Annotated in this window: 20 protein-coding genes and 1 tRNA gene; 11 read left to right on the forward strand and 10 right to left on the reverse strand. The window is 69.0% G+C overall.

Features of this window, described 5'->3' with window-relative positions:
* Positions 1–33 precede the first annotated feature (33 nt).
* Entirely contained in the window at positions 34–1,146 is a 1,113-nt protein-coding gene (gene galK / locus NCO8_RS06495) for a galactokinase (protein WP_084456713.1), read from the reverse strand.
* 263 nt (positions 1,147–1,409) lie between these two features.
* Between galK and NCO8_RS06500 the strand changes: the two genes are divergently transcribed.
* Positions 1,410–2,912 carry a GGDEF domain-containing protein gene (locus tag NCO8_RS06500; protein WP_067637275.1) on the forward strand — a complete coding sequence of 501 codons (1,503 nt, stop codon included), beginning with the start codon at positions 1,410–1,412 and terminating at the stop codon, positions 2,910–2,912.
* A 4-nt stretch (positions 2,913–2,916) separates the two neighbouring features.
* On the opposite strand, the gene NCO8_RS06505 is transcribed toward NCO8_RS06500, so the two are convergent.
* Together NCO8_RS06505 and NCO8_RS06510 are read right to left on the reverse strand one after the other, a co-directional pair.
* Positions 2,917–3,678 carry a DUF6319 family protein gene (locus tag NCO8_RS06505; RefSeq protein WP_067637277.1) on the reverse strand — a complete coding sequence of 254 codons (762 nt, stop codon included), beginning with the start codon at positions 3,676–3,678 and terminating at the stop codon, positions 2,917–2,919.
* Positions 3,679–3,816: 138 nt separating this feature from the next.
* A complete protein-coding gene (locus NCO8_RS06510) occupies positions 3,817–4,992 on the reverse strand; it encodes an alpha-hydroxy-acid oxidizing protein (protein WP_067637279.1) in 1,176 nt (391 codons plus the stop codon).
* A 122-nt stretch (positions 4,993–5,114) separates the two neighbouring features.
* On the opposite strand from NCO8_RS06510, the gene NCO8_RS06515 reads away from it, so the two are divergent.
* From NCO8_RS06515 to NCO8_RS06535, 5 genes are all read left to right on the forward strand, one after another.
* On the forward strand, positions 5,115–5,324 hold the full coding sequence (locus tag NCO8_RS06515) for a hypothetical protein (RefSeq protein ID WP_067637281.1): 210 nt from the start codon (positions 5,115–5,117) through the stop codon (positions 5,322–5,324).
* Positions 5,325–5,608: 284 nt separating this feature from the next.
* Positions 5,609–6,376, forward strand: coding sequence for a DeoR/GlpR family DNA-binding transcription regulator (locus tag NCO8_RS06520; protein ID WP_067491605.1), 768 nt, complete (start codon positions 5,609–5,611; stop codon positions 6,374–6,376).
* Complete coding sequence (locus tag NCO8_RS06525; protein WP_067637282.1) at positions 6,373–7,356, forward strand: 1-phosphofructokinase family hexose kinase; 984 nt, start codon at positions 6,373–6,375, stop codon at positions 7,354–7,356. Before NCO8_RS06520 ends, NCO8_RS06525 begins: the two co-directional genes overlap by 4 nt.
* A 45-nt stretch (positions 7,357–7,401) precedes the next feature.
* Complete coding sequence (locus NCO8_RS06530; protein ID WP_067637284.1) at positions 7,402–9,699, forward strand: PTS fructose transporter subunit IIABC; 2,298 nt, start codon at positions 7,402–7,404, stop codon at positions 9,697–9,699.
* Between the two features lie 40 nt (positions 9,700–9,739).
* Positions 9,740–9,997, forward strand: a complete 258-nt coding sequence (locus NCO8_RS06535; protein ID WP_067491599.1) for an HPr family phosphocarrier protein — start codon at positions 9,740–9,742, stop codon at positions 9,995–9,997.
* Positions 9,998–10,070: 73 nt separating this feature from the next.
* On the opposite strand, the gene NCO8_RS06540 is transcribed toward NCO8_RS06535, so the two are convergent.
* Positions 10,071–11,402, reverse strand: a complete 1,332-nt coding sequence (locus NCO8_RS06540; RefSeq protein WP_067637286.1) for a lipase family protein — start codon at positions 11,400–11,402, stop codon at positions 10,071–10,073.
* Positions 11,403–11,647: 245 nt separating this feature from the next.
* Positions 11,648–11,721 (reverse strand) — tRNA-Met (locus NCO8_RS06545).
* 354 nt (positions 11,722–12,075) lie between these two features.
* Between NCO8_RS06545 and NCO8_RS06550 the strand changes: the two genes are divergently transcribed.
* A complete protein-coding gene (locus NCO8_RS06550; RefSeq protein ID WP_067491595.1) occupies positions 12,076–12,624 on the forward strand; it encodes a transglycosylase family protein in 549 nt (182 codons plus the stop codon).
* Between the two features lie 69 nt (positions 12,625–12,693).
* Here NCO8_RS06550 and NCO8_RS06555 read toward each other — a convergent pair whose 3' ends face one another.
* Positions 12,694–15,675 carry a UPF0182 family protein gene (locus NCO8_RS06555; protein ID WP_067637519.1) on the reverse strand — a complete coding sequence of 994 codons (2,982 nt, stop codon included), beginning with the start codon at positions 15,673–15,675 and terminating at the stop codon, positions 12,694–12,696.
* Positions 15,676–15,832: 157 nt separating this feature from the next.
* Between NCO8_RS06555 and NCO8_RS06560 the strand changes: the two genes are divergently transcribed.
* Entirely contained in the window at positions 15,833–16,411 is a 579-nt protein-coding gene (locus NCO8_RS06560; protein ID WP_067491592.1) for a PPA1309 family protein, read from the forward strand.
* A 24-nt stretch (positions 16,412–16,435) separates the two neighbouring features.
* Here the strand turns inward: NCO8_RS06560 and NCO8_RS06565 are convergent, their stop codons facing one another.
* Positions 16,436–17,461, reverse strand: coding sequence for a YlbL family protein (locus NCO8_RS06565; protein WP_067637521.1), 1,026 nt, complete (start codon positions 17,459–17,461; stop codon positions 16,436–16,438).
* Between the two features lie 127 nt (positions 17,462–17,588).
* On the opposite strand from NCO8_RS06565, the gene NCO8_RS06570 reads away from it, so the two are divergent.
* The 3 genes from NCO8_RS06570 to NCO8_RS06580 all read left to right on the forward strand — a co-directional run bounded on the left by NCO8_RS06570 (position 17,589) and on the right by NCO8_RS06580 (position 21,489).
* Positions 17,589–19,007 (forward strand): zinc-dependent metalloprotease, encoded by a 1,419-nt coding sequence (locus NCO8_RS06570; RefSeq protein WP_067637288.1) that lies wholly within the window; start codon positions 17,589–17,591, stop codon positions 19,005–19,007.
* A 207-nt stretch (positions 19,008–19,214) separates the two neighbouring features.
* Entirely contained in the window at positions 19,215–20,090 is an 876-nt protein-coding gene (locus NCO8_RS06575) for a TOMM precursor leader peptide-binding protein (protein WP_067637290.1), read from the forward strand.
* Between the two features lie 49 nt (positions 20,091–20,139).
* The gene (locus tag NCO8_RS06580) at positions 20,140–21,489 is read left to right on the forward strand and encodes an ABC1 kinase family protein (protein WP_376739939.1); all 1,350 of its coding nucleotides are present in this window, start codon (positions 20,140–20,142) and stop codon (positions 21,487–21,489) included.
* 73 nt (positions 21,490–21,562) lie between these two features.
* Here NCO8_RS06580 and NCO8_RS06585 read toward each other — a convergent pair whose 3' ends face one another.
* The 3 genes from NCO8_RS06585 to NCO8_RS06595 form a co-directional block, all read right to left on the reverse strand.
* Positions 21,563–21,889: a WhiB family transcriptional regulator gene (locus NCO8_RS06585; RefSeq protein ID WP_281201970.1), complete on the reverse strand. Its 327-nt coding sequence runs from the start codon at positions 21,887–21,889 to the stop codon at positions 21,563–21,565.
* A gap of 136 nt (positions 21,890–22,025) precedes the next feature.
* Entirely contained in the window at positions 22,026–22,358 is a 333-nt protein-coding gene (locus NCO8_RS06590) for a hypothetical protein (protein ID WP_133733820.1), read from the reverse strand.
* Between the two features lie 110 nt (positions 22,359–22,468).
* Positions 22,469–24,625 carry an ATP-dependent DNA helicase UvrD2 gene (locus tag NCO8_RS06595; RefSeq protein ID WP_067637525.1) on the reverse strand — a complete coding sequence of 719 codons (2,157 nt, stop codon included), beginning with the start codon at positions 24,623–24,625 and terminating at the stop codon, positions 22,469–22,471.
* Between the last annotated feature and the right edge of the window lie 13 nt (positions 24,626–24,638).

Raw genomic sequence — 24,638 nt, forward strand, 5'->3', positions numbered from 1 at the left:
ACACCCGAAACGGGTGAACAATTGGGCAACCGTTCAATCCAGTTTGCGGGCGCCCGCCCCCGGTTCGGCCGTGATCACCCGTGGCGCGGCCAGGCCCGCCGCCGCGAAGCGCCGACCGATCGCGGCACCGATCCGGTCGGCATCGGCGCGTTCGACCAGGGCGAGCACGCTGCCGCCGAAACCGCCGCCGACCATCCGCGCACCGTAGGCGCCCGCGTCGAGCGCCGCGTCGACGGCGAGGTCGAGCGCCGGTGTCGAGACCTCGAAGTCGTCGCGCAGTGACCGGTGGGAGGCGGTGAGCAGCGGACCGATGGCACGCGGGTCGGCGCCGGAACGCAACCGCGAGACCACGTCGAGGACGCGATCGTTCTCGGTGACGACGTGGGTCGCCCTGCGGCGCAGCACCGGATCGTGCAGCCGGGCCATGTTCAGCTCGGTGGCGTCACGCAGCGCGTGGACGCCGAGGACGGCGGCGGCGGCCGCGCATTCGTTGCGGCGCTCGGCGTAGCCGCCGTCGGCCAGGTCGTGTGGGTGACCGGTGTCGGCGACGATGAGCGCCAGCCCCGCGGCCCGCAGGTCGAACGGGATCTGTTCCACCGCACCGGCTTCGCCGTTCAGGTAGGCACGCACATCGAGGAACAGGGCGTGGCCCTCGGTACACAGGATGGCGGCGGACTGGTCGAGGATGCCGGTCGGCACACCGGCGAAACCGTTCTCGGCCGCCCGCGCGATCCGCACCATCGCCCGGTCGTCGAGGCCGGGCGCGAACAGGTCACGCAGGGCTATGGTCACCGCGCAACACAACGCCGCCGAACTCGACAGGCCCGCACCGATCGGCACCGTGCCGTCGAGTTGGAGATCGACCCCGGTGATCGGGCGCCCACCCGCGACGAACTCGCCCACCACACCGAGCGGATAACGCGCCCAGCCGGGCAGCTGATCCCGTTGCCCGGCAAGATCGTCGAGGGCCAGTTCGACGTCCTCACCCGGCCGCTGCGCCGACCCCACCCGCACCCGGCCGTCCGTACGGGCCCCGGCCGCACACACCACCCCGAGCGACAACGCGATCGGCAGCACGAAACCGTCGTTGTAGTCGGTGTGCTCGCCGATGATGTTGACCCGGCCCGGCGCGATCCACCTGTCCACCCACACTCCCTTCTCACCGCCCCCCGATCACCACCCCTGCAGACCATCAAACACCGTCTACCCATGCGGCAGCCGAATCCCCATCGCGACGGCGCGGGACGTGTCATGATCGACTCAGTTGTAAAGGTTTTTCAGCGTCGGCGCGCCCGCCGGCCGGGAATTCCACTCGGACAACGACACTCGGTGCTCCTCGGCCGACACCCCGAACCGAATTCCCGGCTCCACGTTTCATCGGCGCGCCGCGGCGGATCGAGGGGGATCTGATGAAGGTCGGCACAGCACATCGGGGTAGTACGCGCTGGTGGACGCCTTCGCTCGGCGCGGTGGGTGTCATCGCGATCGCACCACTGCTCGGCGGGCGGCCCCTGTCGTTCCTGCTGCTCCTGATCGTGGCCGCGGGCAGTCTGACGATGATCGGCGTCGGCCTGCGCCGGTTCCGGCCCGCCAACCGGTTGCCGTGGTGTCTGCTCGCCACGTCCATCCCCCTTTTCGCCGCGGGCACCACGATCCGTGAACTGGACACGCACACCACCTGGCACCCGGCCGACGATCTGAGCACCCTGGCCGCCTACGTGTGCCTCGCGCTGGCGGCTGTCGGCTGGTTGCAGCCGCGCAGGCTCGCCGGTGCGTGCGACTCCTGGCTCGACTCGACCCTCATCGGGATCAGCGCGCTCCTGACGTCGTGGACGTTCCTGATCTCGCCGATTCTGCGCCACAACACCGGTCTCGACGCGGTGATCGCCGTGAGCTACCCGGTGATCGACGCGCTGCTGCTCACGGCGCTGGCGCATTCGCTCGTCACCGTCGCCCGGTCGGATATCGCCTTGCGGCTGCTGCATGTGGCACTGCTCGCGGTGCTGGTCTCCGGAGTGGTCGAAAGCCTTTCGGCGGCAGGCTTTCTCGCGACTCAGAATCCATTCGGTCTGGTGCCGCACCAGCTGGCCTATCTGCTGGCGGGGCTGGCCGCGCTGCACCCGACGATGGACGTGAGCCGCGACGGCGCCGAAGCCCATCCGCACCGGTCGCGCAGGCGGGCGGGCGTGATCGCGGTGGCGCTGGTCGGCGCCTCGCTGATGAGCGTGGTCGGCACCGACCTCGGCATGGGCGACCGGATGGTGATCTGCCTGCTGCTCACCTCGCTGCTGGTCGGGGTGCTCGTGCGCAGCGAACGCGCCATCGCCCGCAGTCAGTTCAGCGAGCGCCGCGCCCAGTACCGGGCCGACCACGATGTGCTCACCGGACTGCTCAACCGGGCCGCACTGCTGCGCGCACCGCAGCGGCTGCGCACGCAGTGGGCGGGAAAGCCGTTGTGCCTGTTGTTCATCGACCTCGACGGCTTCAAGATGGTCAACGACAGTTACGGCCACGCGATCGGCGACGAGCTGATCGCGCGGGCCGCGTCCCGCATCCGTCGCACGGCGCGGCGCACCGATGTGACGGCACGCTACGGAGGCGACGAATTCGTCGTCCTGTCTCCACGCACCCGCGCCGAGGCGGCAGTTCTCGCCGAACATCTGCTCGGCGCGTTCGTGCGGCCCTTCGAGCTGAGCTGCGGGGAAATCCCCATCACCGCCAGTATCGGGGTGGCGTGCGTGCGCACCCGGCCCAGCGACACCACCGTCTACGACCTGATCCGCGAGGCCGACGCGGCCATGTATCACGCCAAGGAACACCGCCTCGGCCTGACTTTTCACGACGACATGCACCGGCCGGGCTTCCGGCGGGCGCTGCGCCGCGCCGCCGACCCGACGAGTACGGCGGTGTGAGGTGTCAGTCCCCTAGTTCGGCGAGCAGCCTTTTGGCCGCCTCCAGTTCGGCCTGCAGCTGAGCCACCTTGGCCTGCTGCACCTCCCGCGCGGCTTCCAGGATTCCGGCGACCACTTCCTCGACCTCCGGGTGCAGGATCTTGGCCGCCTGGGCGACCGCGCCGCTGTTCACCGCGAGCCCCTTGACGCTGCGCTTCTTGCCGTTCACGACGTCGACGGTCCATTCGCCGTCGGCGGTGCCGGTGAGCGTGACGGTGACCTCGGGCGCCTTGGGCTTGCGCGCCGCCGTGGCCTTGGCCGGACGCGGCGCCGCCGGTTTCGCGGCGGCGGCGGCCTCGTCGGGCACGGGCGCGAGCGAACGCGGCGCGGCGGGCTTCGGCGCGGCACTCGGCGGAGACGAGGGCTGGGTCACGGGGGTGTCCTTTCGGTTGCTCGGCTCGGGAACGTGGTGCGTGGCGGGCTTGGCGCCGCCGGGCGCAACGGTAGTCCCGCGGGCCGGCTTGGTCAGCGTCACCTCGCTCGGGCCGAACGAGAGCACGTCTTTGGAACCGGTCGGGCGCACCTGCAGGAAGTCGCCGTCGGCCGGGTCACCGAGCGCGACGATCTTGCCGGACTTGCCCTCCTCGATGCCGACGGCCGCAGAGGTGAACCACACCATCGGAGGTTTGCCCTCGGCCAGCTCGCCTGCGATGCGCGCGAGCTCGGCCTCGGACAGGACCGGAGGAGCTGATCGACGGGATGCGGACTTGGTGCTCGGCGAGGACATCGTGGACTCCGGGAGGTTGGTGCGTGCTAGAGCGTGGTGTGCCCCTGATGATGCCGCACCCCACCGACAAGTTCCGGCCGAGGCCGTGGACCGGCCCCCAAAACCCGCCCCGGGAGCGGATTCTGGGGGCCGAGGACCTCAGCCGCGGGTGGCGTTGCCGTGGATGCTCGGGCGGATGTTGGCGCGCACGGCGGCCACATCGGGGTAGCCGTTGACTGCCAGCAGCAGGTCGGCCTCGGCGGCGTAGGCCCGCAGCAGATGCACCAGACCGCGTACCCCGCCCAAGGCCAGCGCGTAGACGTAGGGCCTGCCGATACCGACCATCGTCGCACCGAGTCCGAGCGCCTTCACCACGTCGGCTCCCGAACGCACGCCGGAGTCGAACAGCACCGGCACCCGGCCGTCACACGCGGCGGCGACCTCGGGCAGGGTTTCCAGCGCGCTCAGCCCGCCGTTGGCCTGGCGCCCACCGTGATTGGAGCAGTAGATGCCGTCGGCGCCGAGGTCGATGGCCCGGCGCGCGTCGTCGGGATGCGAGATGCCCTTGAGGATCAGCGGCAGGTCGGTGAGCGAGCGCAGCCAGGTCAGGTCGTCCCAGGTCAGCGAGTGACCGAAGGTCGAAACCCAGTGCAGCACAATCATCTTCGGGTCGTCGGAACCGACCATCGCCTGGAACACCGGGTCGCTGGTGTAGTTCTTCAGCACATGGCCACGCAGCTGCGGGAAGTTGCCGCTCGACAGGTCGCGGGGGCGCCAGCCGGGCACCCAGGTGTCGAGGGTGACGGTGATGCCCGCGTAACCCGCGGCTTCGGCGCGGTGCACGAGGCTTTCCGCGAGTTCACGGTTCTTGGGGGTGTAGAGCTGAAAGAACGACGGGGTGTCACCCGCGTGCGGGCGCACCTCTTCCAGGGGGTCTTCCATCAGCGTCGAATACATCGCGGGCACACCGGTTTCCGCCGAAGCCTTGGCGATCGCGATGTCACCGTGCCCCTGTTCACCGACCAGACCGATCACGCCGACCGGCGCCAGGAACAGCGGACTGGCGAAGTTGTGCCCGAACGCGCTGACGGTGAGGTCGCGTTCGGTCGCGCCGACCAGCATGCGCGGCAGCAGCCCCCAGTCGGCGAAGGCTTCGGCATTGCGGCGCTGGGTGAGCTCGTCACCGGCACCCCCGGCGATGTAATGCAGCAGCGTATCGGGCAGAGCGGCGGTGGCTTTACGCTCGAGAGTGGCGTAGTCCATGGGGAATTCGGGCAGAACGCCCCCGAGCGCGGTGAGATAGATCTCGTTCTGATAGTCGGCGAACTGACTCATCGCTGAACTTTCGCACGCGACCCGCCCTCGCGCGCCGCCGGGGCCATGTAAGGTGCGTCATACTCCAACGTAGGCAGCACCTACCCCCAGCAGCGCGTTCCGAGATTGTGAGTGCCCCTGTCGTGACCGTCGTCGAACACTCGGCCGCTCCCGCCGATCCGGATGTAGCACTGGCCGAACGCATCAACTGCGACCGCGTGCGCCACCTGACCCGGCTCGCCCTCGGCCTGTCCCAGGATTCGATGGATCTGCTCACCTCCGTCACCGATCGACTACGCGCCGCCGAAGGCGCGTTACGCGATCCGCTCACCAGCGACCTCGGCTTCGACTGACCCTCCCCTTTTGATCCGAGCGTTCGACGCTCGGTCCTTCCGGCTCACGCGCCGCTAGAGCGCACAGCCGTGCGCAGGCCCCATCGCGCGGCCCCATCCCGGCCCCGACTGTGCGGCCGCCTCCTGTTCTGCCCGCGTTATGCGGATGTCTCTCTCGCCCCGGCTGCCGCGGCCTCGTCATGCCCGTCGGCAACGATTGTGACTCGGCTCACCAAAAGTCGTTGACAAAGCCACACAAGCGGGCATAAAACAACATGAGTACACATTCACGAACCGGAGGAACCATGTACGCCGAGGAACGGCAGCAGGCCATCGCGACCCTCGTCGGGCAGCACGGTCGCGTCTCCGTCGCCGAACTCGCCGACAAATACGGGGTGACCACCGAAACCGTCCGCCGCGACCTGGCCGTACTCGACCGGCTCGGGCTGATCCGGCGAGTGCACGGCGGAGCGGTTGGGGCGGGCGCGCTCACCACCATCGAGCTGGGCACCGTCGAACGCGACAGCACCCGCGCCGCCGAGAAGGACCGCATCGCCGAACTCGCCCAGCGCTACCTGCCCGCGTCCGGTGGCAGCGTGCTGTTCGACGCGGGCACGACGACCTCGCGGGTGGCGGCCGCCCTTCCGGTCGATCTGGATCTGGTCGCCGTCACCAACTCGCTGCCCGTCGCCACGCGCCTCACCGGGTACGCCGGGGTGCGGACGCATCTGCTCGGTGGGCGCGTGCGTGGTGTCACCCAGGCCGCCGTCGGGGCCGAAACCCTGCGTGTACTCGGCGAATTGCGCGTCGACGTCGCGTTCGTCGGCACCAACGCGCTCACCGTTCGGCACGGGCTGTCCACCCCCGACCCGGAGGAGGCCGCCGTGAAACGGGCCATGATCGCGGCCGCCGACCGCGTGGTCGTCGTCGCCGACGCCTCCAAGATCGGGCGCGAGGACTTCGTGAGCTTCGGTACCACCGCCGATATCGACGTGCTGGTCACCGACACCGACATTCCGTCCGCCGCACACGACAAACTGATCGCCGAGGGAATCGAAGTGGTGCTCGCATGATCGTCACACTGACCGCGAACCCGAGTGTCGACCGGACGGTGACACTCACCGAACCGCTGCGCCGAGGGCAGGTGCACCGCGCGGCGAACGTCACCTCCCAGCCCGGCGGCAAGGGCGTCAATGTGGCACGCGTGCTCACCTCGGGCGGGGTTTCCGCGCTCGCCGTACTGCCGGGCACCGAGGACGACCCGGTGGTGAGCGGATTGCGCGGCGCGGGCATGGCGTTCCGTGCCGTGCCGACCGGTGGCGCCCCACGGACCAATCTCACGATCGCCGAAATCGACGGCACCACAACGAAAATCAACGAACCAGGGCATCCGCTGCGAGCACCGGAACTCGACGCACTCGCCGGCGCACTGGCAGAAGCTGCCGCGGGCGCTTCGTGGGTCGTGCTTTCCGGTTCGTTGCCGCCCGGTGTGCCCGTGGATTGGTACGCGCGGCTCGTGGGTGAGCTGTCGGCCACCGGCTCGGCCAGGATCGCGGTCGACACCTCCGAGGCACCCTTGCTCGCCCTGTTCGACGAACCAGGCTCTGCCGCACCGGATCTCATCAAACCGAACAGCGAGGAACTGGCCCAGCTCACGGGGCTCGACGCTGTCGATCTCGAGAATCCCACGGCCGCCGCGCAGGCCGCCACGTCACTGATCGAGCACGGCGTCGGTGCCGTGCTCGCCACCCTCGGTGCGGCGGGAGCGGTGCTGGTCACCGCCGAGGGCGCCTGGTTCGCCGGTGCGCCGCCGATCGTCGCGCGCAGCACGGTCGGTGCGGGCGATTCCGCACTGGCCGGGTACCTGCTCGCCGATCTGGCGGGCCTCGACCCGGCCGATCGGCTGCGCGCCGCCGTCGCCTACGGCAGCGCCGCCACGGCGCTGCCCGGTACGGAACTGCCGGGCCCCGCCGACATCCTGCTCGAAGCCGTCATGGCCCACCCGCTCCCGGACGCGCTGCCGAAGGCACTGGGCGACACCGCGACCAGCTGACCTCCCGTTCGATCCCGCTCCACCCGACACCGGAAAGACACGACGATGGCCGATTCGATCATCACCCAAGACCTGGTCACGCTCGACGCCGACTTCGGCGCCGACAAGCAATCGGTCATCACCGCACTGGCAGGCACGCTGGCCGCGCATGGCCGTGCCACCGACGCCGGCGCCGTCAGCGAGGCCGCGCTGAACCGGGAGGCCCAATCGGCGACCGGATTACCCGGCGGCATCGCCATCCCGCACTGCCGGGCCGCTGCCGTCACCGCCCCCTCGCTCGCCTTCGCCCGTCTCTCGCCCGGCGTCGACTTCGGCGCACCCGACGGACCGGCCGACCTGGTGTTCCTCATCGCCGCCCCCGAAGGCGCGGGTGCGGACCACATGAAGCTGCTGTCGTCCCTGGCCCGGGCGCTGGTCCGCCCTGCCTTCGTCAACGACCTTCGCTCGGCCGCCACGCCCGCCGAGGTTGTCGCGTTGGTCGACGGGGTGATCAATCCCCCGCCCACGTCCGGCGCTCCCGCGGCCACGGGTGTGGGCGTTTCGGCAGCGGGCGCGACCAGTGCCACTGGTGCGGCATCAACGGCAGCCGACACGACCGATGCTGTCGGTGCGGGTGTGGCCACTGCCTCAACGTTCGGCGCGGGCGCGACCGATACGGGAGGGACTTCCGCATCCGGTGAAGATGCTGCTGACTCAACCGATGCCGCCGGTCATGCGGAATCGAGCGGTGACGCGGGTACCCCTGCTGACGCGACTGACCTGAACAAGGCGGCGACCGGTGGAGCAGCGGCGACCGGTGGAGCGGCGGCAGCCGCTGCTGCGGCGGGTGCCGACGGCACGACTAGTCGAGGCGACGCGAGTGAGACTGTCGACGCAGGAACACCGACGAAGATCGTGGCGGTCACGGCCTGCCCGACCGGCATCGCCCACACCTATATGGCCGCCGATTCCCTCGCCGCCGCCGCAGAGCGGGCAGGCGTCGACCTCGCGGTGGAGACGCAGGGATCCAGCGGTGGGGACAAACTCGATCCGGGAACCATCACCGGCGCCGACGCGGTCATCTTCGCCACCGATGTGGGAGTGAAGGATCGGAGCCGGTTCGCGGGGAAACCGGTCGTCGAATCCGGCGTGAAGCGAGCCATCAACGAACCGGACACCATGATCGCCGAGGCGGTCGCGGCCGCACGAACCCCTGGCGCCGCCACGGTCGGCGGGGCAGCACCCACGACGGGTGAGCCGGCGGCCAAGGGCATCGGGTGGGGTACGCGGCTGCGGCAGATCCTGCTGACCGGCGTGAGCTACATGATCCCGTTCGTCGCGGCGGGCGGTCTGCTGATCGCGTTGAGTTTCCTGCTCGGCGGTTACGAGATCTCCGACAGCGCCAAAGACATCGTGCTGAACAATTCGCTCACCGACCTGCCCGACGGCGGTCTGGCCACCTATTTCGCGGCCGTGCTCAACCAGATCGGTGTGCTCGCGTTCGGCTTCCTCGTTCCGGCGCTGGCCGGGTACATCGCCTTCGCCATCGCCGACCGGCCGGGTCTGGCGCCGGGTTTCACGGCGGGTGCGATCGCCCTCGTCGTCGGCGCGGGCTTCCTCGGCGGCCTCGTCGGCGGGCTGATCGGTGGTTTCGCGGCGCTGTGGGTGAGCAAACTGCCCGTCCCGACGTGGGCGCGCGGACTGATGCCCGTGGTGGTGATTCCGCTGCTGGCGTCGCTGATCGTCGGTGTGCTGATGTTCGTGCTGCTCGGCAAGCCGTTGGCGGCGGTCACCGACGCGCTCACCGACTGGCTCGGCGGTCTTTCGGGTAGTTCGGCGATCGCGCTCGGGGTGATCCTCGGCGTGATGATGTGCTTCGACCTCGGCGGGCCGGTGAACAAGGCGGCCTACTCGTTCGCCGCCGCGGGCCTGTCGGTCACCGACAACACCACCTTGCGGATCATGGCCGCGGTGATGGCGGCGGGCATGGTTCCGCCGCTCGCGATGGCGCTGTCGACCACGCTGCGGCCCCGGCTCTACACCGAGGCCGAGCGGGAGAACGGCAAGGCGGCCTGGCTGCTCGGCGCCTCGTTCATCTCCGAGGGCGCTATCCCGTTCGCCGCGGCCGACCCGCTGCGGGTGCTGCCGTCGATGATGGTCGGCGGCGCGGTGACCGGCGGCATGGTCATGGCCACCGAGGTCACCTTGAGCGCACCACACGGCGGGATCTTCGTGTTCTTCGCCATCGGTCACGTGCTGTGGTTCATCGTGTCGGTGCTGGCGGGCACGGTCGTCGGCGCCGCCTGCGTCACCCTCGCCAAGGAGTTCACCGGCAAGAAGTCACCCGCTCTGGCCACCGCGTAAGCCCTCGTACAACGTCACCTCGCACAACAAGGAGAAACCCATGCCAAGCACCACCGTCACCGTCGGCTCCTCGGTCGGCCTGCACGCGCGCCCCGCCGCCCTGATCGCGGAGGCGGTGGGCGCGGCGGGTGTGCCCGTCACCATCGCGCTCACGGGCGGTGATCCGGTCGATGCCGGGTCGGCGCTGATGATCATGACCCTCGGCGCGGGTCAGGGCGCGGAGGTCGTCATCAGCTCCGACGATCAGCCGACGCTCGACAAGATCGCGGAACTGGTGGCCAGCGACCTCGACGCCTGACCACCCGCCCTACCGCCGACGGCGCCGACTCCCACCAGGGGCGGCGCCGTCGGCTTTTGCCGCATGGCCACGGTCAGGGGCACTCCCGCGGCGCCGGTGTCCCGGTCAGACGGGCATCCATCCACTCCATCGCACCGGGCCAGCCCGCCATCATCCCGAGGCTGTGTTCGGTGGGCAACGACCGGAAGACCACTTGCGTATCGCCGGCGCAGTGCCGCCTGGCGACGGCGAGGCCCTGTTCCGGTGGTACGCCGAAATCGAATTGGCCGTGATAGATGTACAGCGGCGCGTCGGCGGTGCGGCCGCTCAGGTCGGTGCGTGTGAAGATCTCCCGGATCGCGTCGGAGGCGAGCGGGTTCGGTGGCGACATCCCGACGTCAACCGGCAGGCCGAGCAGACCGAGCGGGCCGTTGCTGTCGCCGCAGAGGTCGCGGATCGGCGAGGTCGCCACCCACTGACCGAGATGGTTCAGCTGGGCGAGCAGGGCGGGGTGTTCGCGGGCGACGGCGAAGCCCGCGGCCATCAGGATTCCGGAGGCGAAGCTGCCGTTGAAGCGGGCGGCGATGGCGGGATAGTCGCTGATCAGCCCGCCCATGGCGACGCCGGCGAGCGCGTCGCCGAGTTCGGGTGCGTATTCGGGTTGCAGCACGGCGGCGCCGTAGGCGGCGATCGCGCCGCCGGAGTATCCGCCGACGGCGAACCGGCTGTCGCCGAATACCTCGGGGCGCACCGCACGCACCGCGCGGATCGCGTCGAGCACCGCGTGCCCGGCGACCGTCGGCTCCGCATATGCCATCAACGGTCCCTCGTGATCGGGCACGAGCACCGCATGGCCCCGGTTCAGCGCCCAGGCCATCGTCGGTGGGAAGAGGTCGCCCATGTTGAATTTCGGGTGGGCACCGTGGGCGAGCCCGTATCCCGGCGTGCAGGACGCGCCGAGCGAGTTGATCGGCAGTGCGTTGACCACCACCTGTCTGGTCCTCCCGGACGGGGGCGCGGCTGTGGGAATGAGCAGGGTCGCGGTCGCGAAGGACGGTGCGCCGCGCGAGTCGGTCGTGCGGAACTTCAGCAGCACGGCCTGCTGGATCGGCACGACCGCGAACGGCGCCGCCGTGGCCGTCACATCGCGCTGTTCGATGATCTCCCCCGGGCGCCGGTCCGCGAGGTCGGCGGGCCAGGCGTCGAACAGGGGGTCGCCGGTCGGGGTGGCGCGGGTGGCTTGCCACAGGGCGGCGACGTCGGCGGGCAGGTCCTTGACCAGTTGTGTGGATGCCGCGGGCAGCGCGGGGGCGGGCAGGACGTCGTCGACCAGCGACGGCCCTGCCCAGGCCGGGGCTGCCGTGAGCGCCGCCGCGACGGCGAGCGCGGTGATCGCGCAGGTTCGCAAACTACCGGGCCGCGACATGTGGTCCCTCCCCAGGAGCATCAGCCGGAGCGTGGGGCGGTCGACCCCACGCGGCCATCGAGGCCGTCTCGAACCTATGCCGGGGAATCCCTGGGGAACACGGTGTCGGCTGCGTCCTTGTACATGTCACCGTGGGTGAACTGCGGGAACGGTGACGGTCAACAGGGTCGCGAGATTCAGCCGTACAGCGCCTGGGCAAAAAAAGAAGACGGTCCTGACCTTGTGGTCAGGACCGTCTTCGTTTGTAGCGGGGACAGGATTTGAACCTGCGACCTCTGGGTTATGAGCCCAGCGAGCTACCGAGCTGCTCCACCCCGCGTCGGTGAATACAACATTACACACGGGTTAGCGCAGATGCCAAATCGTGAGGTCAGGCAGGGTTTTTCGCGGTTGCGCAGGGATCTTCACGGACATGGGATCGTCGACAGAGCCTTCAATTGTGATGACCGTCACCAGAATCGGACCGAATCGGTACCGCACATCCGAATCGGTGACCGGGATCACTATTTCGCCGTGATCTCGGGCACATAACGATGCGATTACAAACCGCTCGGCACTTATGCATTCCCGCCGGATACACCGCATAAACCTCGAAAAGACAACTGTTCCAATCACACAATGGGTCCGTTATCAAGATGTGATCGGCGCGCAATTCTTGGTTAGCGTCTCCCCCATGACTGAAACCCGGAAATTCCGCACCCGTGCCCTCGGCGTCGCCGCCGTCACCGGCGCCCTGGTTGCCGTTCCGTTCAGCCTCGCCACCGGCACCGCCTCCGCCGCCGCCCACAACTGGGACGGCGTCGCCCAGTGCGAGAGCGGCGGCAACTGGGGCATCAACACCGGCAACGGTTACTACGGTGGCCTGCAGTTCTCGCAGAGCACCTGGGCTGCCAACGGCGGACAGGGCTCGGCCCACACCGCGAGCAAGGAAGAGCAGATCCGCGTCGCGGAGAACGTGCTCGCCACCCAGGGTGTCGGCGCGTGGCCGCACTGCGGCAAGTACCTCCAGGCCGCCGAGCCCGAGCCCATCCCGGCCCCGATCGAAGAGCCTGCCGTCGAGCTGCCGGTCGAGCTGCCCGCCGAGGCCCCCAGCGAGGTGCGCGCCGCCGTCGACCAGGCGACCGCCGCGGGCCGCGCCCTTGCCGAGCAGTACGGTGTCGCCGGTCAGTACCAGGACCTGCTCAACGCCAACGCCCCGCTGATCGCACAGATCGCCGGCTGATCCACTCGTTTCCCCCTGCAGCAAGAAGGCCCCGCCGATTCCGGCGGGGCCTTCTTGTGTCGCGGACCGTTACCGGCCGCCCGCGTCCTGGTAGGCCTGCACGGCCTTGTCCAGTTCCTCGAGCGCCTTACCGAAATCGGCGAAGTTGCCCGTGCGCATCGCGGTGCGCACCGCCTCGATCTTGCGGCTCAGCTCGGCCGCGGCGGCTTCCTGAGTCGGCGTCGACGGGGTGCCCGTCGCGGGCGGCGGCGGAACGACGCCACCGGCGGGCGGAGTCGAGCCCTGGTCGACCGGCGGGGTCGCCCCCGGTTTCGGCTTCACCGACGGGTCGCCGCCGAACGGTGTCGCCAGCGAACCGGCGCCCGGGATCACCTGATTGAGCGCGTCGGCCAGGGTGGCCGCGTAACCCACCTTCACGCCGCCACCGGAGTCGCGGTAGCTCACCAGCACGCGCAACAGCTGCGGGAACGTCGACGAACCCGTGTTGCGTTCGTTGTAGAACGGTTCCACGTACAGGATGCCGCCGTCGGCCACCGGCAGGGTGAGCAGATTGCCGTAGCGGATCTTGTTCGAGTTCGACAGCAGCGTCTTCTCCCGCGACACCGCGTCGGCGGTGGTCATCGAGTTCTGCGTCTGCTGCGGACCCTGCGTCTGCGTCTCGCCGGGCAGCTGCAGCACCGTGAACTTGCCGTAGCCCTCCGGGTCCGAGCGCACCGAGATGTAGGCCGACAGGTACTCGCGGTTGTAGCCGACCATCGAGGACGTCAGGTTGAACACCGGCTTGTTGGTCTTCGGGTCACCGAGCAGCACGTAGTACGGCGGCTGGTTGAAGGTGCCGCCCTCGATCGTCGGATCGCTGGGCACCGACCAGAAGGCGTTGTTGGTGAAGAACTCGCGCGGGTTGTCCACGTGGTACTTGGTGAGCATCTCGCGCTGCACCTTGAACAGGTCTTCCGGGTAGCGGAAGTGGGCGCGCAGTTCCGCCGAGATCTCGCTCTCGGGCTTCACCGCATCCGGGAAGACACCCTGCCAGGCGTTGAGCACCGGGTCGTTGGTGTCGGTCTCGTACAGGGTGACGGTGCCGTCGTAGGCGTCGACGGTCGCCTTCACCGAGTTGCGGATGTAGCTGACCTCCTTGCGCGGGATGGCCCGGCCGGTCTTCTTGTCGATGCTGTCCTCGACGGCGCCGTCGAGCGAGGTCGACTGCGCGTAGGGGTACTTGTCGAGGGTGGTGTAGGCATCGACGATCCACACGATGCGCTCGCCGACGACCGCCGGGTAGGCGTTGCCGTCGGTGGTCAACCACGGCGCCACCTTCTGCACCCGGTCGCGCGGCGACCGGTTGAACAGGATCTTGGAGTCGTCGCTGATCGCCGAGGAGAACAGGATGTTGCGCTCGGCGTACTTGGCGGCGAAGGCCAACCGGTTGAACCAGTTGCCCACCGGCACGCCGCCGCTGCCGTCGTAGGTGAATTGCGCGGTGTCGGAATCGTATTCGCGCGGCGCCTCGCCCTCGGCGCTACCGACGATGGCGTAGTCGGGGTCGGTCTGGGAGATCAGCTCGCCGAAGTAGATGCGCGGCTGGTCGACCTTGATCACCTGCTTGTCCTTCTCGGTGAACAGGTCGCTCACCGTGAACAGCGGGTACCCCGAATCACTGCCACCCGATGCGCTCTGCGCGTCGGACTGCGGCTTGTTCACCCGGTTGGCGGGCGCGGCGACGAAACCGTTGCCGTGGGTGTAGACGGTGTGCTGGTTGATCCAGTCCTTCTGGTTACCCGACAGTGCCGCCGGGTGCAGCTCGCGCGCGGCGACGATGTAGTCCTGCAGCTCGCCGTTGACGTTGTAGCGGTCGATGTCGAGCGACTCCGGGAAGCCGTAGAAGTTCTTGCGCTGCTGCAGCTGGGTGAACGTGGGCGAGAGGATGTTCGGGTCGAGCAGCCTGGCATTGCCGATGGTCGCCGCGTCGGCGGGGACTTCGAGCGGGCTCTTGGTGCTCACACCCTGGTAGTCGCGGTACTCTACCTTGTCGTCGGTGATGCCGTACGCCTCGCGCGTGGCCTGGATATTGCGCTCGATGTACTGGCTTTCCTTCTCGGCGGCATTGGGTCGCACCGAGAACTGCTCAACGACCATCGGCCACACCGCCCCGACGAGGATCGAGGAGAGCACCAGCAGCGCCGCCGCCATCGCGGGCACCCGCAGATCGCGCAGCACGATGCCCGCGAAGAACGCGATCGCGCAGATCACCGCGATGGACAGCAGGATCAGCTTGGCAGGCAGCACCGCGTTGATGTCGGTGAACGACGGACCGCTGAAGGTGGGTTCCTTGCGTGTGCTCGACAGCAGGTCGTACCGGTCGAACCAGTACGCCACGGCCTTGAGCAGCACGAAGATGCCGGCGATCACGGCCAGCTGCACCCGTGCGGCACGGGTGAGCGCGCCCTCGCGTCCGGCCAGGCGCAGCCCGCCGAACACGTAGTGGGTCACCAGGTTCGCGAAGAACGCGATGACAACCGCGACGAACAGCCAGTTCAGCACCATCCGGTAGAACGGCAGGTCGAAGGTGTAGAACCCGATGTCGAGATGGAACTGCGGGTCCTGCTGACCGAAGTCGCCCCCGTGCAGGAACAGCTGCACCGTTGCCCAATTCGACTGCGCCACCAGGCCCGACAGCAGGCCGAGCAGCACCGGGATGCCGATGCCGAACCAGCGCAGCCGCGCCATCACGGTGGTGCGGTAGCGCGCGATCGGATCGTTGGGCCCGGCGACCGGCACGAACACCGGACGCGAACGGTAGGCGAGCAGCAGCGCCGCCCACACCACGAGCCCGACGAACAGGCCGATCACGACGAACAAGATGAATCTGGTGCGCAACACGCCCAGATACACACTGCGATAGCCGACCTCGCCGAACCACAACCAGTTGGTATAGGCGTCGGTGAGGCGGGGCCCGAGCAGCAGCAGCGCCGCGAGGACGACAGCCGTCACCAGCAGCACACGGCTGCGTCGGGACAACGAAGGTAAGCCGGTGGGGGGCCGCATGCCCACGGTGCCACTCTCCATGCTCCGGCGGTTCCGCGACCGATTCCGGGCGCGGACACCGCAGTCCGATGTTGCGGGTGATCCTGTTCGGGATCGTTGGCGCCCACTCTACGGAAATCGGACACCGTGCAAGCGGCAGGGCCGAAAATGATTGGATGGTCGGGTGACCGATGACGAGCACGCCGAAGTTCTCCTCGCCCGCTGTGTGCGCGAGGTCGTCGAGTTCGCCGACGCCGAGGGCTGGGGCAATCCGCCGCAGATGTTCGCGTTGGTGCCGACCGCCGACCTGGCCGCGGCCGAACCGGACCTGCAGGATCAGCTCGACGACGGCAGCGAACTGACACCCGTGGCCCAGGAAGCCTTCCCCGACGACATCACCGGCGGTTCGATGGCGCTCGACGAATTCCTGGCCACCACCACCTGGCCGCCCGCGGTCGAGGGTTGCGTGCTCGTCCAGGAGATCGTGGTGCTGCCGCCGGACGCGGAGAGCGATCTGGACGAGGCGCTCGTTCCGCTGCTCGCCGACGACGAAGCCGCCGACGCGGCCGGGCGCGCCGCCGCCCACGCCCACCCGGGCCGCCGCGATGCCCGCCTCATCGCGGGCGTGTTGCGCCAGGGCGCGTCGCTGTGCCTGCTGCAGATCCGCCCCGAGGACGACGACGGCTTCGGCGACCTCGACCTGCGCACCTACCCGAACCTGGCCCCGGGCCTCGTCGAGGCCCTGCACCACACTCTCGAGTGATCAACTGCGGCGCCAGCCGCTATGTCAACTGCAGCTGATCGGTTCGCGGCCCGCTTCGATGTCGGACAGGGCGGTGATCGCGGTGTCGAGGGTGTCGACCTTCACCAGTCGCAGCCCCTCCGGGATGCGCTGAGCTGCCTCGTTGCAGTTGGCGGCGGGCACGAGGAAGGTTTCGGCGCCCGCCTCACGCGCGGCGATCATCTTGTACTGGATGCCGCCGATCGGGCCGACCTTGCCGTCCTGATCGATGGTTCCGGTGCCCGCGACGAACTTGCCGCCGTTGAGTTCGCCGGGTGAGAGCTTGTCGATCAGGGCCAGGCTGAACATGAGCCCGGCCGAAGGACCGCCGATATCGGCGAGGTTGAATTCCACCTTCAGCGGCGGGCGCCCGCCCTCGCCGAGGCCGATGCCCAGGTAGCCCTTGTTGCTGTCGTCGGGGCGGGCGGCGAGGGTGATCGGGGTGGTCTGCTCGACGTCGCCGCGCCGGTAGACGACGGTGATGACGTCGCCGGGTCCCTTGGTGCCGACCAGGTCGATCACTTCCTGGGGCGCGGTGATCGGCTTGCCGTCGATGCTGATGATCTGATCGTCGGCGGCGAGGATGTCCTTGGCCGGGCCGTCCTCGACGACACCGCGCACCAGGACCACCGTCGGCAGCTTCAGGTGGTGCAGCGCGGCGACCTCGGCATTGCTCTCGGAGTCCTTGAAGTCCTGCTGATTGGACTTGTCCACCTCTTCGCGCGACACGCCGGGCGGGTACACCTCGGCGCGCGGGACGAGGCCGTGTTCACCGCTCACCCAGAAGCCGAACGCTTCGAACAGGTTCAGTTCGTCGCGCACCGAAACGGTCGTCATATTGAGCTGACCGGTGGTCGGATCGAGGGGTGCGCCCGTGACGTCGACCACCTGCTTACCGTCGACCTGGCCGAGGGTGTCGAAGGTCGGGCCGGGGCCGAGTGCGACGAACGGGACGGTGACCACACTGCCGACCACGCCGAGCACGAGGACGGGTACCAGGGCCACGATCAGGGTGAGGATCCGACGATTCACTCCGACCACAGTAGTGATCACCTTCGCCGGGTGACGGCAGTGCCACGCTTTTGCGCCGTCGGCCCTGCCGAGGATTTCGCGATGCGCGAACACCGTGGACCGGCAGGTCCCGCGTAACGTAAGAGGCATGAGCGATCACCCCTTCGGCTTCTCGAACCGCGACGACGACGAGTCCGGTAAGCGTCGCGACGAGGCGAACGGACCCGGCGGATCGGATCCGTTCGGTTTCGGGGCGGGCGGCACGGGCGGCTTCGACCCGTCGCAGCTTGGTCAGATGCTGACCCAGCTCGGCCAGATGATCAGCGGCATGAGCCAGGGTGGCGGCCCGGGTGGCGCCCAGTCCGGCCCGGTGAACTACGACGTGGCCAAGCGGCTGGCGCGTCAGCAGCTCGGTGCCACCGTCGCACCGATCGCCGCGAAGACCTCCTCCGCCGTCGCCGACGCGGCGCACCTGGCCGAGCTGTGGCTCGACGGTTCGACCGTCCTTCCGGCGGGTGCGAGCAAGACCGTGGCGTGGACGGCCAACGACTGGATCGAGGAGACGCTGCCCACCTGGAAGCGCCTGTGCGACCCGGTGGCCGAGCAGATCTCGGGCATGTGGACCGCGCAGTTGCCCGAGGAGGCCAAGCAGTTCGCCGGTCCGATGGTCGGCATGCTCGGTCAGATGGGCGGGCTCGCGTTCGGCTCGCAGCTGGGCCAGGCGCTCGGTCAGCTGGCCAAGGAGGTGCTTACCTCCACCGATATCGGTCTGCCCCTCGGACCGGCCGGAACCGCCGCGCTGCTGCCGAGCGCGATCGCCTCGTTCAGCGAGGGACTCGAGCAGCCCGAGAGCGAGATCATGGTGTTCCTCGCCGCGCGTGAGGCCGCGCACCAGCGGCTGTTCGCGCATGTGCCGTGGCTGCGTCAGCAGGTGCTCGGGGCGGTCGAGGCGTACGCGCGCGGCATCAAGATGGACTTCTCCGCGCTGGAGGACGCCGCCCAGAACATCGATCCGATGATGCTCAGCGACCCGTCCAAGCTGGAGGAACTGCTCTCGCAGGGCACCTTCGAACCGCAGACCACGCCCGAGCAGAAGGCCGCGCTGGAACGGCTTGAGACGCTGCTGGCGCTGATCGAGGGCTGGGTCGACGTAGTGGTCGCCGACGCGGTCGGCGAGCGGTTGCCCGGTGCGACGGCGCTGTCGGAGACGCTGCGTCGCCGCCGGGCGACCGGTGGGCCCGCCGAGCAGACCTTCGCGACGCTGGTCGGTCTCGAGCTGCGCCCGCGCAAGGTGCGTGAGGCCTCGGCGCTGTGGCGCAGGCTCACCGACGACGCGGGCATGGAGCGTCGCGACGGCGTGTGGGCACACCCCGACCTGCTGCCCGATTCCACCGATCTCGACTCCCCCGCCGGGTTCATCGACTCCGTGATCGGCGGCGGCACAGGCGCTTTCGACGATCCGCTGGCTCAGCTCGCCGAGACCGAGGCCCGCGAGCGCGACCAGGCGCAGCAGAACGAGAAGAAGTCCGACGACACCGGCGACGACCCGGACTCCGACCACTCGTGACGGTGCGCGACCACCGGCGGTGAACAACTTTCCGTCGGCGGTTGCGCGACACGGCTTTTCGGCGTGGCGCCGTCTCGAATCGCCGTGACGACGGGCGGAACATCGGCTGTTCACAAGGTGAGATCGTCGAGACGACACGCCCAAAACCTGTGGATAACTGGGCTTTCGGGCCCTGGTCGCAGGTGAGGCGACGCCGATACTTCTGGCATGACGACCACAACACCACTGCGCGGCCCGATGCTGCACCCGAGGGTGACCACCCTGGTCCGGCCCTCGGGCACGGTGCAACTGGGCTGGGACCCCGAACGCGCGCTCGTCCTCGAGACCACCGAGCTCGACACCGGCACGGTGCTCGCCTTCCTCCGGCTGCTCGACGGTCTGCAGTCGCGGCCGCAGATCATCTGGCGCGCCGGAGAATTCGGTATCTCCCCCGAGCGCACCGTCGCGTTGCTCACCGCGATCGACCGAGCGGGGCTGCTGCTGCAACCCGAGCGCAAACAGGCCAAGATCCGGTCGATCACCGTGCACGGGCTCGGCCCGCTGTCCGACGCGGTGACGATCGGGTTGCGCCGCATGGGTTTCCGGCCCTCGCGATCGCGCACGTTCCGCCCCGAGGTGGTGGTCGGTGTCCCCGGTTGCGATCTGGTGGTACTCACCGACGCGCTGATGATCGACCCGCGCCTGTCGGTCGACTTGGTGTTGCGCCGGGTGCCGCACCTGCAGGTGCGGGTGCGCGACGGTATCGGCGTCGTCGGTCCCCTCGTCCTACCCGGTCAGACCAGCTGCCTGCGGTGTGCCGACCTCACCCGTGCGGGCCTCGACCACGACTGGCCGCACCTGGCGGCGCAACTGCTCGGCCGCACCGGCCACGCCTCCCCCGCCGGGGTGGCGGCGACCACCGCACTGGCGCTCGGCGAGCTGGAAGCCATCGTCGAATGCTCACCGCGACGACGACCCGCGACCCTGGACGCCACCATGGAACTCGACCTCGATTCGCACGAACTGCACCGCAGACCGTGGCCACCGCACCCGGAATGCGGCTGCCGGACACTGGCCGGTCATCGTGCGGAGGTGGCCCGATGATCGCCGGTGTGAGCATTCCCATGGCACAGCGGCCGCAGGTTCGGCCATGATGGGTAGCGTGTCCGAGATCGTGCGCCGCAGCTCCAGCCGCAATGCCAAGTTGGCCAAAATTCCGCTCGGCATCGCGGGGCGAGCCGCCGTCGGGTTCGGCAAGAAGCTCGTCGGGGGTGACAAGCAGCAGATCAACGCCGGATTGAACCAGAAGGCCGCCGAGCAGTTGTTCGCCGTGCTCGGTGAACTCAAGGGCGGCGCGATGAAGTTCGGCCAGGCCCTGAGTGTGATGGAAGCCGCCGTGCCGGAGGAATTCGGCGAGCACTATCGCGAGGCCCTCACCAAGTTGCAGGCCGCCGCACCGCCGATGCCGATCGAAACGGTGCACCGGGTCCTGGACCAGCAGCTCGGCACCAAGTGGCGTGATCGTTTCCAGTCCTTCGACGACACCCCCGCCGCGTCGGCCAGCATCGGTCAGGTGCACCGGGCGGTGTGGTCGGACGGGCGCGCGGTGGCGGTGAAGGTGCAGTACCCCGGTGCCGACGAGGCGCTGCGCGCCGACCTGAAGACACTGTCGCGGATGTCGGGTCTACTGGCGTCGGTGATCCCCGGCGCGGACGTGAAGCCGCTGCTCGCCGAGATCACCGAGCGCACCGAGGAAGAGCTCGACTATCGCATCGAGGCGGCCAACCAGCGCCGCTTCGCCGCCGCCTTCGACGGGCACCCGCACATCGTTGTCCCCAAGGTCGTGGCGGGTGCGCCGAAGGTGATCGTCACCGAATGGCTGGACGGCACACCGGTCTCGGCCCTGATCAAGGCGGGCGCCGAGGACCCGGAAGGCACCCGCGCGCAACGCAATCGGATCGCCGAGCTGATGGGCACCTTCCACTTCTCCTCCCCCGAGCTGGCCGGCCTGCTGCACGGCGACCCCCATCCGGGTAACTTCCTCGTGCGGCCCGACGGCAAGCTGGCGGTCCTCGACTTCGGTGCCTGCGCGCCGATGCCCGACGGCTTCCCCCGCATTCTCGGCGAGATGCTGGCGCTTGCGGTCGCCGAGGACCACGAGGCCCTCACCCGGCTGCTCTACGAGCACGGTTGGGTGATTCCGGGTCGCAAGGTGACGCACGAGGAGATCGAGGCCTACCTGCGCCCGTTCAGCGACCCCATCCGCACCGACACCTTCCATTTCACCAGGGCCTGGATGCAGCGGGTCGCGGGCAAGGCGTCGGAATTCTCCAGTCCGGAGATGAAAACCGCTCGGGCGCTGCAACTTCCGGCGGAATATGTGATGGTCTTCCGGGTGCTCGGCGGCTCCGTCGGCATCCTCGCCCAGCTCGACGCGGAACTGGGTTTCATGCGGCTGGTCCGCACCTGGGTGCCCGGCTTCCCCGCCGAGCAAGCCTCTTAGCCGCACAGAACAAACGAACCGCCCACCGACGCACGGTGAGCGGTTCGCTTGCGGTACAACCCTTTTCCGGGGTTCATGCCGAGATCGCGACCTTGCGCGGGCGACCGCGCGGGCGCTTGCGGGCGATCACGACACCCTGGTCGAAGATCTCACCGCCCCAGACACCCCACGGCTCGCCGCGGTCGATGGCCGCCGTCAGGCAGCCCTTACGGATCGGGCAGGAGGCGCACAGCTGCTTGGCCTGCTCGAGATCGGTGGGGCTCTCGGCGAACCACAGATCGGGGTTTCCGGCCCGGCAGGGCAGGGTCTTGGTGGTGACCTCACGGACGCGAGGGGTCTGCGCCACGGTTCGGCATGTCACGTCAGTAGTGGCCGTCGGCCAGTCCTGGGCGGTGAACACGTCGTTCTCCTTCAGCTCGTTGCAGCGGTCGTGGTGTTCGGTGTGCGAACCCGGAGCCTGCGGCTGAGGAGCCGAAAACAATGGCCACGGATTTCGCTTCTCGCGATCCGTGGCCAGGAGGTCTAGGGAGGAATTCCTACCTAGTTCGACATCTGTGTCGAGACCTGAGCACGGTCGCTGGGTGGACGCGGAGGCGGGTTGCGCCGCCGAAGATCGCCGGTGCGTATCCGGCCTCATCGGCGAACGTGTCTGCCGATGCCGGAACGGCGGTCGGCTGCCAACCCACAATGGGCTTGTCCTGGAGACGAACAGGGCTGTGCTGATGCATGACAGTCATCGGGACAGCTTTGGTATCGACGCCGGACAGACCGGTCCCCTGCAGAGCGAGGACCCCCCGGGAGGCGGACACCATGAATTCGTTCACCAGGTCGCGATTGCCCATCGCGACGAATGCGGTGTTGCTGTTCATCTGACTGCCTCCCTCCTGAACTCGTGTGCTGATAGTTTCCACGCGCCGAGATCGCTCTCGGTGCGTGCTGTCCACCATAGGCAAAGATCGATAAGCGGACAACCTATTTTCTACCTGGGGTTTTGTGTCTTTGCCCGCATCCGCGACGCGACGATCGCGAGTACGTCGGCGCCGTACTGCTCGATCTTCTTCGGGCCGATGCCCGCGATCGCCGCCAGCCCCTTGTCGTCGGCGGGGAGCTGTTCGGCGATGGCGGTGAGGGTGGTGTCGGTGAACACCACGAAGTCGCGCACGCGCAGGACCTCCGCCTTCTCCGCGCGCCACTCCTGCAGGGCCGCGAGCAATTCGGCGTCGAGTTCGGCCGGGCAGCGCCTGCAGCGGCCGAGCATCGAGGCGTAGGTGCCGATCAGCGGTTTCGCGCAGACCCGGCACAGTGGGCGTTTGCCGTCGGCGTCCTTGGGGCCCGTCGCCGTCGCGGCGATGCGCGAGGCGGGCGAGTCGTCGGGGACGAGACCGTTGAGGAACCGGGAACGCCTGCGCACCCGTCGGCCGCCCTCGGCGCGGGCCAACGACCACGAGACGGTGAGGTGCTCGCGCGCGCGAGTGACGCCCACGTAGAGCAGCCGGCGTTCCTCTTCCAGGCCCGCCTGGTCGGCCGGGCTGCCGTCGTCGCCGAGCACGTGCTGGATCGGGAGCGTGCCGTCGCTGACGCCGACGAGGAACACCGCGTCCCATTCCAGGCCCTTGGCGGCATGCAGCGACGCCAGCGTGACGCCTTCGACGGTCGGCGGGTGTTTGGCCTCGGCGCGGGTGGCGAGCTCGCGAAGCAGACCGGTGAGGTCGATCTCCGGGTCGTGGCCCACGAGTTCCTCGGTGAGCTGCACCAGCGCGAGCAGCGCCGACCAGCGTTCCTTGGCCTGGGCGCCGGCGGGTTCCTCCGCGGTGAGCCCGACCGAGGCCAGCTCGGCGCGAACAAGCGTGATGAGTCCGCCGCCGCTGCGCGCCTCGTCGGGCAGGTCGTCGCGGGTATCGGCCTGGCGCAGCTTCTGTACGGCCTGGCGCACCTCTTGGCGCTGGAAGAACCCTTCGCCGCCGCGCACCTGGAAGGGGATACCGCGCTCGTTGAGCGCCTGTTCGAACGGTTCGGACTGGGCGTTGATCCGGTAGAGCACCGCGATCTCGGCTGCCGGTGTGCCCGCGGCGATCAGCTTCTTGATCTTGCCCGCGACGGCCGCGGCCTCGGCGGGCACGTCGGGGTACTCGGCGAATTCGGGTTCCGGGCCGTCGGGTCGCTGCCCGACTAGCGCCAGCCGCGTGCCCGCGATGCGGCCGCGCGCGGCCCCGATCACGCGGTTGGCCAGCGACACCACCTGCGGGGTGGAGCGATAGTCGCGTTCGAGCCGGATGACGGTCGCGTCGGGGAAGCGGCGGGAGAAGTCGAGCAGGTAGTTGGGGGTGGCGCCGGTGAAGGAGTAGATGGTCTGGTTGGCGTCACCGACGACGGTGAGGTCGTCGCGCTCGCCGAGCCAGGCGTCGAGCACCCGCTGCTGCAGCGGCGTGACGTCCTGGTACTCGTCGACGACGAAACTGCGGTACCGGCCGCGGAATTCGTCGGCGACGGCCGGGTAGTCCTCCAGCGCGGCGGCGGTGTGCAGCAGCAGGTCGTCGAAGTCGAGCAGCAGGCCGTCGGCCGAGGTCTTCGCCGACTCGTACCCGGCGTAGACCTGGGCCACCCGGGTGACCTCGACGGGGGCGTCGCGGTGGTATTTCGCGGCGGCCGCCGGATAGTCCTCCGGGGCGATCAGCGAGGCCTTGGCCCACTCGATCTCGCTGAGCAGGTCGCGGATCAGTTCGGTCGAGCTGCCCAGTCCCGCCCGGTTGGCCGCCTGCGCGACCACGGGGAACTTGCTGTCGAGCAACCGCCACGGCACATCGCCCACGACCTGCGGCCAGAAGTACCGCAGCTGCCGCAGCGCCGCCGCGTGGAAGGTGCGTGCCTGCACCTGCCCGGCGTCACCGCCGAGGCCCATCGCCCGCAGCCTGCCGCGCATCTCGCCCGCGGCGCGCGCGGTGAACGTCACCGCCAGGACCTGGTCGGCCTTCACGTGACCGCCCGCGATCAGGTGTGCGATGCGGTGGGTGATGGTCCTGGTCTTGCCGGTACCCGCCCCCGCGAGCACACACACCGGTCCCCTCGGTGCCCGCACCGCGGCGGCCTGTTCCGGGTCGAGGGCGGCGAGATCGAGTGCTGACACGGCCACCATCATGACAGCGCCCGCC

The organism is Nocardia coubleae NBRC 108252 (assembly GCF_001612805.1).
Lineage (GTDB): Bacteria > Actinomycetota > Actinomycetes > Mycobacteriales > Mycobacteriaceae > Nocardia > Nocardia coubleae.